Raw genomic sequence first — 10,061 nt, 5'->3', positions numbered from 1 at the left:
GTTCGCGGGATGAGCGAGCGCCTCAGCCCTCTGGGAGAGGAAGACGTAACAACGGCAAACAGTTCTTGGCCAACCTGTTCGCCACCCTGATCTTGTTGGCCTTCCTGGTCCATACCGCCCTCGACTGGATGGACACCCGTTACGCCAAGGTGCGCAGCCTGCTGCCCTCCCGTCGCACCTTCTTCGAGCACCTGCGCGCCTTGCTACAGTACCTGCCGTTCGATGACTGGGATCACCTCATGCGCTTCATGCAGCAGCGCCTCGCTCCCAACGCCCCAGACACCAGCTGACTCACCCCATCCAATCGTCCTGAACCTCACCACTCCCGGCCATGGGGGTCGAAATGAGAACTGGTGGCGGCGCCGGACGAAGCCCCGCGCCCCTGGCGCGAAGGACTATAATCTCGGCCTCCATTCCCGCGGACACGATCGTGCTTGAGCGTCTCGCCGTCCTTCCCCAGTACCTGATGCCGAAACAGGCACTGACCATCCTCGCCGGCAAACTGGCCGCCAGCGAATCGGGCAATCTGACGACGCATGTCATCCGCTGGTTCGTCCGCCGCTACGGTGTCGACCTGGGCGAGGCAGCCGACGCCGACCCGGCCAGCTACCGCAGCTTCAACGAGTTCTTCACCCGGCCGCTGCGCCCGGGCGCCCGGCCGCTTGCCGACGCCGACTTCATCTGCCCGGTGGACGGCGCGATCAGCCAGTTTGGCGCCATCGATCGCGACCAGGTGTTGCAGGCGAAGGGTCACCACTACACGACGACCGCCCTCCTCGGCGGCGACGCCGGACTCGCCGCCCGCTTCAGCGATGGCGCCTTCGCCACGCTCTACCTCAGCCCGCGTGACTATCACCGCATCCACATGCCGGTCGCCGGCCGCCTGAGGCGGATGATCCATGTTCCCGGCGCGCTCTTCTCGGTCAACCCGACGACGGCACGCGGCGTGCCCGGCCTCTTCGCGCGCAACGAGCGCGTCGTCTGCGTCTTCGACTGCGACTTCGGCAGCTTCGTCCTCGTTCTCGTCGGAGCCACCATCGTCGGCAGCATGGCCACGGTCTGGCACGGCACGGTCAGCCCGCCGCGCAGCGGTGTGCCGCGCGAATGGTCCTACGACGCGCAGGCGCCCGACCTTGGCAAGGGTGACGAGATGGGGCGCTTCCTGCTCGGCTCGACGGTGGTCATGCTCTTCCCTGCCGATGTCCTGCGCTTCAACCCCGCCTGGTCACCGGCGCGCCAGGTACGCATGGGCGAGGCGATGGGCGAACGCATCCGCCGTCGTCCATGAGTGCAGCCGTCGAGGACGCGACGCGCTGCCGGGACGCCCGGGGGCCGTGCCAGTTCGCCGAAATTCCCCTTTCATTTTCCGGCCATGGCAATCCTTCGCTGCAATAAGTGCGCTCACCTGCAGGAACAGGCTGACAGCGACGTTGGCGTGATGGTCCCCTGCCCACGGTGCGGCAACCCGACACAGGTATACCCCACCATCTTCTTTGTCACGCGGCTCCTGGAAAAGTACTTCACCGCCCAGCGTGAAGTCATTCGCCTGAACGCTGCAGTTGCGGGCGGGAGCGAAGCAGCATCGGCCGCGCCCGCCGCCGCCACGCCAGCCGCCACGGTCGATCTCTCGAACACTGATCGCTTGACGAGCAGCGAACAACACCAACCGATTGCCGACTGGTTCAGGCGCCGACAGATCTCGGTGCAGATCGCGGCTCAGGCCGTCGACACGAGTGGCTTCTTCGACGAAGTGGCAACGCTGATCGGGCGCGATCTGCTGCTCAAGGAGGTCCTCGACCGCATCCGCTGGGCCCAGCAGAAGGGGTACGCGAGCACGGTAATCCCCTTCGACGGAAGGTCGCCGAGCGATGCGCAGAAACTCACGAGCTTCTGCCGGCAGCTTTACGACTACTCTTTCGTTGCCAAGGCGATTCCCAACAAGCAGAAGAACCATCTGCTGCTCGTGGTGCAGACCGCGCCCGCGATTCGCCACTTCTTCAACGGCGAATGGCTGGAATGGTTTGCCCTCATGACCTGCGTCGAGCAAGCCACGGCGCGGGGCAAGCGATTCGCGTGTGCGCGCAATCTGGGGCTGAGGTTCAGTGACGGCGAGCAGCAGGAAGTGGACGTCGTTCTGCTGCTCGACGGGCAATTGCCTATCCTCATCGAATGCAAGAGTGGCGAGTATCGCCAGGACATCGACAAGTGTGTCGGGTTACGCAAGCGCCTCGGCCTGGGTGGCCAGCACCTCGTCGTCTGCGTCGCCGGTCTGGAAGACGAGATGGCCAGGGGCCTGACCGCGATGTACGACCTGAGCTTCGTCAGCGAGCGTGGACTCGTGCAGTTCATCGAGCGCATCGTCTGAGGCCGACACGCCCACAACCTGCCCGACAGACTCCGCGAACCTCAGGCGCCCGGCAGCCGATAGTCCCGGAACTGCTCGCGCAGGCGCAGCTTGTGCAGCTTGCCGGTGGCGGTGTGCGGCAGTTCGTCGACGAAGGCGACATCGTCCGGCAGCCACCAGGTGGCGACCCTGTCGCGCAGGAAAGCGAGCATCTCCTCGCGACCGAGTTCGTGGCCCGCCTTGCGCACGATGATCAGCAGCGGCCGCTCCTGCCACTTGTCGTGCGCGGCGCCGATCACCGCCGCCTCGGCGACCGCCGGATGGGCAATCGCGGCGTTCTCGAGCGCGATCGACGAGATCCACTCGCCACCCGACTTGATCACGTCCTTGGCGCGGTCGGTGATCTGCATGTAGCCGTCGGCGTCGATCGTCGCCACATCGCCGGTATCGAAGAAGCCGTCGCCGTCGAGATTGCCGGCGCCCGCCTCGCGATAGTAGCCGCGGGTGATCCACGGCCCGCGGACGAGCAGATGTCCGGCAGCCTGCCCATCATGCGGCAGTGCGACCCCGTCGTCGTCGACGATCTTCATCTCGACGCCGTAGACCGCCCTGCCCTGCTTCTCCTGCACGGCCAGGCGCTGCTCCGGCGTGAGTCCGGCGTGCCGCGGCAGCAGGTTGCAGACGCTGCCCAGCGGCGACATCTCGGTCATCCCCCAGGCGTGTACGACGAAGGCGCCGAAATCCTTCGCGAAGCGCTCGCTCATCGCCCGCGGCGCCGCCGAGCCGCCGATGACGACGCGCCGGAGGCAGAGTTCCTCGGCCGGTCGCAGGCCCGCCGATTCGACGTACTGCTGCAGCATCAGCCAGACCGTCGGCACGCCGAGGGCCAGGGTGACGCGCTCGTCGCGCAGCAGTTCGTAGACGCTGCGCCCGTCGAGCGCCGGTCCGGGCATCACCAGCCGCGCACCGCTCATCGCGCCCGCGTAAGGCATTCCCCATGCGTTCACGTGGAACATCGGCACCACCAGCAGCACGCTCTCCTGCGCACTGACCGCCAGCCCGTCCACCGCGCAGGCAGCCCACGAATGCAGTACCGACGAGCGATGCGAGTAGAGCACTCCTTTCGGGTTGCCGGTCGTCCCCGAGGTGTAGCAGAGCGACGACGCGCTGTTCTCGTCGAACTGCGGCCACGCGAAGTCTCCCGACTGCCCGGCGAGCAGTTCTTCGTAGCACAGCAGACCGGGCAGGCTGCTGGCCGGCATGTGGGCGCGATCGGTGAGAACGACGTAGGCGCCGATCCCCGGCGCCCGCGCCGCCAGCTTCTCGACCAGCGGCAGGAAGCCGGGATCGAAGAACAGCAGCCGGTCCTCGGCATGGTTGACGATGTATTCGATCTGCTCGGGAAAGAGGCGCGGATTGATCGTGTGCAGGACCGCCCCCGTCCCGGAGACGCCGTAGTACAGCTCCATGTGCCGGTAGCCGTTCCACGCCAGCGTCGCGACCCGCTCGCCGCCGCTGACGCCGAGCGCCGTCAGCGCGTTCGCCAGCCGGCAGGCGCGGCGGCGGACGTCGGCATAGGTGCAGCGATGGATCGGCCCTTCGCTGGTGCGCGACACGATCTCGCCCTGCGGGTGCAGGCGGGCAGCATGCTCGATCAGCGACGAGATCAACAGCGGTTGCTCCTGCATCAGTCCATTGAGCATCACTCATCCTCCTCTGACGGGTTTGCTGGCAGTGCCTGCAGCGCTCGCATGAGCTCGCTGCCATAGGCAGGGAATTCGTGCACGTCGGCGTGCGCGGCGCCGGCCAGCCGCAACAGCCGCGCATGTGGCGCCACGGCCGCCAGTTGCTCGCTGTGCGCGATGGGGATCAGGCCGTCGCGTTCGCCATGCACCAGCAGCAGCGGGCCGTCGATGCCCGCCGCGTCGGCGCAGGTGGCCAGCGGATAGCGCAACAATGCCGGCGGCAACAGCGGGTGATGCTGCCGCATCAACTGCCGCATGCTGCAATAGGGCGAAACCAGGATCGTCAGATCCGGCTGCACCTCGGCGGCCAGTCCCGCCGCCAGTGCGGTGCCGAGCGAGCGACCGTAGATCACCAGCCGCCGGCCGGCATAGGCGGGAGCGACCGCCTGCCAGGCGGCGCGCACGTCGGCGCGCAGTTGCTCCTCACTCTCGATGCGCCCACTGCTCTTGCCGTAGCCGCGGTAGTCGAGCAGCAGCAGGTCGTAGTTCGCGGCGCGATAGAAATCGGTGCTGCGCAGCCAGTCGGCGGCGTTGCCGCTGTTGCCGTGCAGGAAGAAGATCAGCCCGCGCGGATTCGGCAACCGCAGGTGCAGCGCCGACAGCGTCGCGCCGGCGACCGGTATGGTGACCTCGTGGACATCCGCCAGGGCGAATCGGTGCGTCGCCGGCAGCGGCGCCGGGCGGAAGATCAGCCGCTCCTGATGGTGGTAGACCCAGGCCAGCAGCAGCAGATAGGCGAAGCCGGCGAGAACGGCCAGCGAGCCACCGGCCCGCAGCCAGCCGACCGCGTCCTGCGCGGGCGTCACGCCTCCGCCCGCCGATGGCGCCAGGATGCCGGCAGGCGCCGGAAAGGATCGCTCGTCGATCATCGAGCGGCCTCAGACGAGCTGCTGGAAACGGTGGATCAGCGGCGGCTGCGCCAGCAGGGCGCCCGCCTGCTCGACGGCGCGCGCGACATGCGCCGTCGCCAGATGGCCATCGGCTGCCGCCTGGTCGGACCAGCGCTCGACGGTGACGAACTCGCACGCCGCGTCCTGGTTGTGGAACAGCTCGTAGCCGAGACAGCCGGCCTCCGCGCGGCTGGCAAGTGCCAGCTCGACGAGCACCGCCTGCAGCTTCTCCTCACACCCCGCGTGCGCAGCAAGCCGCGCCATGATCCTGATCATCTCATTCTCCTCGTCTCCGCATTCGACCGCGTTCCCGGCTGACCTCGATCAGCCCACCATTGGACCATACGCACCCGGCCCGCCAGCGGATGCAGGCGGGCTGCGCCCAAGCCTCACCATCCGGCGCCACGACGGCGGCCGCGGTGGCCGCCGGGTCAGCCATCGAAGCCCCGCTGGGCGACGGCCAGCTCGCCGGCAGCCACAGCGCGATCGGCTGCCGGCGCCGCCGGACAAGCCGCCCGCGGCGCTGCCACCGGCCCCAGGCTCGCGATCTCGTAACCGCAGGGATAGGCGGCGCGGGCGATGCGGGTCCGCAGCTTCGGTCGCCGCCGCCGTGGCAGCCAGCGCAGCAGGCGCGCCCGCCCGCGCAGGGCAGCCTCGACGGTCCACTGCAGCCACCGTGGCGCCGGTTGCAGATCGAGCGCAAGCAGCAGCGGCGCGTCGAGCAGCGCGTGGATGCTGCGGCGAACCAGCGGACGCAACGGCGCCGGGAACCATCCGGCGAACATCTCCCGCGTCGCCAGCGCGACCTGCCGACAGGCCGCCAGAGGCCGCAAGTTGCGCTTCTCGTACTCGCGGCTGAAGGCGGCGAAGTCGGCCAGCGACGCTGGAATCCCGAGGATCTGCATGCGCTCGCCCACCTCGCGCCAGAAACGGAACCACGCCAGGCGTTCGCCATCGCTCATCCGCCGCCAGCCGAAACGCTCGTTCCAGCGCAACGGTTCGAAGACGAAGGTCCACAGGACATAGAGGAAATCCTCGTTGGCAATGCGAAAGCGCGCGTGCAGCTCGTTCATGCGCTCGATCGCGCGCTGCCCGCGCCGGCTGTCGAAGCCGTTCTCGATGATCTCGCTGACGATCAGGTCGGTGTCGTCGTAGCGCTTCTGCGGCCGCATCTCGAACTCGCCGGTGGCGTGCAGCAGGCCGCCGATGCGCGCCGACGCGAAGCTGCGGAACAGGGCCAGTTCGAGGGCACGCGTCGTATCCCAGGGGAAGACCACGGTCGCCAGGTGGCGCACCACCTGCTGGCAATCGCGGCCATCGTCGGCGTGTGGGTGTGTCCGCATCGCGCCCCTCCTCTCTTCTGCTCGATACCGCAACATACGCGCTGGCGGCGGCACTGGATGCAGCCGGCAACGCCGGAGCGGCCAGGCGATCCACCCGGAGCTGCAGGAAATCCACCCGGAGCTGCAGGAAATCCCGCGGCTGGATTACAATCTGCCGGCCTGCAACCGCCGCCGGCGACCGCGTCCGCGGCTGCGACGGGCCGCGGGCGCGAGCGACGGCGCGACGGCCGCCGCCCGACCGACCGCCGCCCCGGGAGCCGCGCAGATGGCTGTCGGGACAGGCGCGGCAGTCGAAAGTTCTGATCGCCGGGGAAGACGCCCGCCACCGTGACCACCTGCAGCAACAACCGGACCTCGTGATGTATCGGAAGATCTCGCTCATCGTCCAGCCCGGCGACAGCTTCTTCCCGATCGTGCGCGCGATCGACCGTGCCGAGCGCTCGATCAACCTGACCGTCTTTCGCATGGATGACCCGATCATCCAGCGCGCGCTGATCGAAGCCCGCCAGCGGGGCGTCCACATCCGCGTGCTGATCTCGAGCAGCGCCCGCGGCTGGGAGGAGCGCAATCGCAGGCTGCTCAAGGATGCCACCGAAGCGGGCATCGACACCCGCGAGCCTGCCGGCGACAGCAGGCGCGCACGCTACCACTACAAGGTGATGACCGTCGACGAGACCGAAGCGTTCGTCTTCACCTTCAACCCGACGCGCGACAACCTCCACTACGCGCGCGACTTCGGCGTCGAGGTCTACAGCCCGTCGATCGCCGCCGAGATCAACCGGCTGTTCGACGCCGACTGGGCCGATCAGCCCTTCAACCCCGACCAGGACTCGCCGCTTCTCGTCAGCCCGTTCAACAGCCGGCGGAAGATGGAGACGCTGCTCGCCGGCGCGCGAAGCTCGATCCACATCGCCGATGCCAAGCTGTCCGACCCGGCAATGCTCCGCCTGTTGATGAAGAAGGCGCGCAGCGGCATCCAGGTGCGCGTCCTCGGCGACGAAACCCAGCGTCGCGCCCTGCCGCCCGGAGTCGAGTTCCAGGCGGTGCCGCGCTACCGGCTGCACGCCAAGTGCAGCATCGTCGACGGCGTGACCGCCGTCATCGGCAGCATGAACCTGCGCACCGAGAGCCTCGACCGTCGCCGCGAACTGTCGATCATGGTCGACGACGCGGAACTGCTGCAGGGGCTCAACGCGGTCTTCGCAGGCGACTGGGAACACCGCGCGCCGCTGCCCGACAGTACGGCGACGCAGGTGCTGCGGCAGAGCCAGATCGGCGCCGCCGGGCCGCTGCCGTCGGCGGCCGGCGGCTTCGTCCTCATCTCGCGCAGCAACCCGCAACTGCGACATGTCCTGCGCGCCGGGATGAACACCGTCGGACGCGCGCAGGACAACGACGTGGTCATCGGCAGTGCCCGCGTCAGCAGGTACCACGCCCGCATCAGCCTCGACGACGGCGTGTGCACGCTCAGCGACCTCGCCAGCGGCAACGGTACCTTCCTCAACGGCGAGCGGATCGGCGGCAGCAGCGCACTGAACGCCGGCGACGTCGTGCGCATCGCCGACAGCGATGAGTTCCGCTTTCTCGAACTCTAGTCTTCCTCCACGACCGCCCGCGACGGCCGACGATGACGCTCGGGCGGCGCCCGTGGCGATCGCCGCCAACGCAGCAGGCGTCGGGACCGCGTGTGCTTCTCCCTGCCCCTCCGGCGCAGCGCCGCCAGACCGGAGGAGTCCTCCCGGGCGCCGGCAGCCGACGGGCGGATTGACACCCCTTGGCGCGCTCCCTACACTCGGCTCGCTGCGCCTGGATTCGTCATCCGGCGGCGCGAGCCAAGCGCAAACTGCTTCGCAGGGGAGGCCTGCATGGCTTACATGAGCGAGCTGCTGGACCGGGCGCGACACCGCATCAGCGTCGACGACCACCACAGGATGGCCGACGCCGGTGTGTGCGGGCACCAGGACAGGGTGGAACCGATCGCGGGAGAGGTCTTCGACATCGCCCCGATCGGCAGCCAGCACGCGTATGTCGTCAACCAGCTGGCGCGCCTGTTCACGCTCACCGCCGGCCAGGACTGCCTGGTCAGCACGCAGAATCCGATCCGCCTCGATGAGCGCTCTGAACCGCAGCCCGACCTGGCCCTGCTCAAACCCGGAGGGCGGGACGTATCGGTCCGGCGCGACACCGCGCCAGGGGGAGCCTGTCGGACCGGTGCTCTTGCCGGGGATCGAATGGAGGCTCGCCGCGGGGAGGACGTGGGCCGTGCCCTTTTCACCGCCCAGCACCTCGCGACGGGAATGAACGCCAAGCAAAGGAGCCGTACATGCAACCGCAACCGCAACGCCCGACGGGAGCCTTCATTGGCGCATCGTGGGCTGCCCTCCTGGTGGGTGCCATCGCCTACCTGACGGGCCTCTGGAACGCCGGCATGGCGCTCACCGAGAAGGGCTACTATTTCACGGTCCTCCTGTACGGCCTGTTCTCGGCCGTCTCGCTGCAGAAGTCGGTGCGCGACCGGCTCGAAAGCATCCCCGTGACCGCCATCTACTACGGCCTGTGCTGGGTCTCCCTGCTCCTGGCAGTGCTCCTGCTCACCGTCGGGCTGTGGAATGCCACGCTGCTGGCGTCCGAGAAGGGCTTCTACGCGATGTCCTTTCTGCTCAGCCTGTTTGGCGCCGTCGCCGTGCAGAAGAACATCCGCGACCTGGCCCACTTCAAGGATGATCCGCCCGCCCAGAGCCCGGCAACGCTGCCGGAGGAGTGAGGCCGCGTCGTGCGAAGGCACGGGTCCCGGTCGAGCGGGTGTCGGAGGCAGCCCAGCCGTGGCCATCGCCCGCCGCAGGGTCAGTCCCATCGTTCCCTCGCTCGGCGCCCGCAAGTACTGCAGTTCTTCCGGCGCGCGGATGACCGGAAAGGGCCGGGACGCTTTCGCAGACTCGACCGCAACGAGCCAGGAAACCGTGGTACCAAGCACGTCCCTCTGCCGGAAGAGCAGTGCACGCGTCGCCCGGTTCTGGAGCGCAGCCGCAAAGCGCCCCGTGACAGGAAGGCATATGCGGAAGGCCTGGACTTCCCGCGCGCCCATCTTCACGCGGATGTCACTTGTCCTGACAGAGGATGAAGTCCCGCACCCGGTCGCAGCAGGCCTGCTCGGTCCGCATGCTATCGTACTGGGAGGGATGCGGTCGGCGGGCAGCGCTTTGACGCAATTGCCGGAATTCTTAGTGGACGGGCCCATGGCGTACCTCACTGTTCTGTCAGGAAATTTCGCTGTTGCTGTACATGCGTACAGTATAGTGACGCAAAGCTTTGCGTCAAGTAGGATTGCTACATCACGTTGGGCCTCTTCATGAGTGCCTCGCCAGGTTTCGCATACCAAGCGCCACCGTCGCCACCTTTGGCCGTAGCGGGCTGCTTTCCACCATATCCGCGCCGATCCGGTCAAGTTCGTCGGCGAGCGATTGGAGCGCGTTCCCCTTCGCGGCTTTCGCGTCGGCATCGTGCATCGCCAGTGCCTCGCGCATCGACATCAAAAGAGCCGCTCGAATAGCGCGTGGCATCCTCCCGCGCTCACGGTTTCTCTTCCAGTGTTCACACAGGGCGGTCAAGTCATCGAGCGCCTCGGCTACATGGTCAAACTTCACTTCGAGTGCCATTTCGTGTCCTTTCTGGTGGGCCCCGAGGCCCAACCAATCATTCCACCGGACCTGCGCAAGCGCAGGCCGGTGAATTCAGGCGT

The 10,061-nt window shown here is 67.8% G+C and carries 10 protein-coding genes and 1 pseudogene; 6 read left to right on the top strand and 5 right to left on the bottom strand.

Translation table 11 applies throughout. The features are described from left to right. From NFW30_RS16620 to NFW30_RS16610, 3 genes and pseudogenes are all read left to right on the top strand, one after another. Positions 1-290, top strand: a pseudogene (locus NFW30_RS16620) (hypothetical protein); the annotation flags it as partial. Positions 291-430: 140 nt separating this feature from the next. Next, complete coding sequence (asd, locus tag NFW30_RS16615; protein ID WP_295356908.1) at positions 431-1,288, top strand: archaetidylserine decarboxylase; 858 nt, start codon at positions 431-433, stop codon at positions 1,286-1,288. A gap of 354 nt (positions 1,289-1,642) precedes the next feature. After that, positions 1,643-2,365 (top strand): hypothetical protein, encoded by a 723-nt coding sequence (locus NFW30_RS16610; protein ID WP_295372359.1) that lies wholly within the window; start codon positions 1,643-1,645, stop codon positions 2,363-2,365. A gap of 41 nt (positions 2,366-2,406) precedes the next feature. On the opposite strand, the gene NFW30_RS16605 is transcribed toward NFW30_RS16610, so the two are convergent. The 4 genes from NFW30_RS16605 to NFW30_RS16590 all read right to left on the bottom strand — a co-directional run bounded on the left by NFW30_RS16605 (position 2,407) and on the right by NFW30_RS16590 (position 6,322). Next, positions 2,407-4,047, bottom strand: a complete 1,641-nt coding sequence (locus NFW30_RS16605) for a 3-(methylthio)propionyl-CoA ligase (RefSeq protein WP_295356914.1) — start codon at positions 4,045-4,047, stop codon at positions 2,407-2,409. After that, on the bottom strand, positions 4,047-4,958 hold the full coding sequence (locus NFW30_RS16600) for an alpha/beta fold hydrolase (protein ID WP_295356917.1): 912 nt from the start codon (positions 4,956-4,958) through the stop codon (positions 4,047-4,049). Before NFW30_RS16600 ends, NFW30_RS16605 begins: the two co-directional genes overlap by 1 nt. Positions 4,959-4,967: 9 nt before the next feature. Next, positions 4,968-5,255 carry a putative quinol monooxygenase gene (locus tag NFW30_RS16595; RefSeq protein WP_295356920.1) on the bottom strand — a complete coding sequence of 96 codons (288 nt, stop codon included), beginning with the start codon at positions 5,253-5,255 and terminating at the stop codon, positions 4,968-4,970. A 155-nt stretch (positions 5,256-5,410) separates the two neighbouring features. Then, positions 5,411-6,322 carry an oxygenase MpaB family protein gene (locus tag NFW30_RS16590; protein ID WP_295356923.1) on the bottom strand — a complete coding sequence of 304 codons (912 nt, stop codon included), beginning with the start codon at positions 6,320-6,322 and terminating at the stop codon, positions 5,411-5,413. Between the two features lie 359 nt (positions 6,323-6,681). Here NFW30_RS16590 and NFW30_RS16585 point away from each other — a divergent pair, with 359 nt between their 5' ends. The 3 genes from NFW30_RS16585 to yiaA all read left to right on the top strand — a co-directional run bounded on the left by NFW30_RS16585 (position 6,682) and on the right by yiaA (position 9,086). Continuing rightward, entirely contained in the window at positions 6,682-7,917 is a 1,236-nt protein-coding gene (locus NFW30_RS16585) for a phospholipase D-like domain-containing protein (RefSeq protein WP_295356926.1), read from the top strand. A gap of 270 nt (positions 7,918-8,187) precedes the next feature. After that, the gene (locus NFW30_RS16580; RefSeq protein WP_295356929.1) at positions 8,188-8,730 is read left to right on the top strand and encodes a Uma2 family endonuclease; all 543 of its coding nucleotides are present in this window, start codon (positions 8,188-8,190) and stop codon (positions 8,728-8,730) included. Continuing rightward, complete coding sequence (yiaA, locus tag NFW30_RS16575) at positions 8,646-9,086, top strand: inner membrane protein YiaA (RefSeq protein WP_295356932.1); 441 nt, start codon at positions 8,646-8,648, stop codon at positions 9,084-9,086. Before NFW30_RS16580 ends, yiaA begins: the two co-directional genes overlap by 85 nt. A 583-nt stretch (positions 9,087-9,669) precedes the next feature. Here yiaA and NFW30_RS16570 read toward each other — a convergent pair. Beyond that, positions 9,670-9,978: a hypothetical protein gene (locus tag NFW30_RS16570; protein ID WP_295356935.1), complete on the bottom strand. Its 309-nt coding sequence runs from the start codon at positions 9,976-9,978 to the stop codon at positions 9,670-9,672. Between the last annotated feature and the right edge of the window lie 83 nt (positions 9,979-10,061).

Origin of the sequence: Accumulibacter sp., from assembly GCF_023806635.1 — a bacterium.
Taxonomy (GTDB): Bacteria; Pseudomonadota; Gammaproteobacteria; order Burkholderiales; family Rhodocyclaceae; genus Accumulibacter.
This window is presented reverse-complemented; position numbering and strand designations above follow the sequence as displayed.

Bases quoted from the DNA above. Each gene is read 5' to 3' on its own strand.
- NFW30_RS16605 (WP_295356914.1), bottom strand. From the start codon at position 4,047: ATGCTCAATGGACTGATGCAGGAGCAACCGCTGTTGATCTCGTCGCTG.
- NFW30_RS16600 (WP_295356917.1), bottom strand. From the start codon at position 4,958: ATGATCGACGAGCGATCCTTTCCGGCGCCTGCCGGCATCCTGGCGCCA.
- NFW30_RS16595 (WP_295356920.1), bottom strand. From the start codon at position 5,255: ATGATCAGGATCATGGCGCGGCTTGCTGCGCACGCGGGGTGTGAGGAG.
- NFW30_RS16590 (WP_295356923.1), bottom strand. From the start codon at position 6,322: ATGCGGACACACCCACACGCCGACGATGGCCGCGATTGCCAGCAGGTG.
- NFW30_RS16585 (WP_295356926.1), top strand. From the start codon at position 6,682: ATGTATCGGAAGATCTCGCTCATCGTCCAGCCCGGCGACAGCTTCTTC.
- NFW30_RS16580 (WP_295356929.1), top strand. From the start codon at position 8,188: ATGGCTTACATGAGCGAGCTGCTGGACCGGGCGCGACACCGCATCAGC.
- yiaA (WP_295356932.1), top strand. From the start codon at position 8,646: ATGCAACCGCAACCGCAACGCCCGACGGGAGCCTTCATTGGCGCATCG.
- NFW30_RS16570 (WP_295356935.1), bottom strand. From the start codon at position 9,978: ATGGCACTCGAAGTGAAGTTTGACCATGTAGCCGAGGCGCTCGATGAC.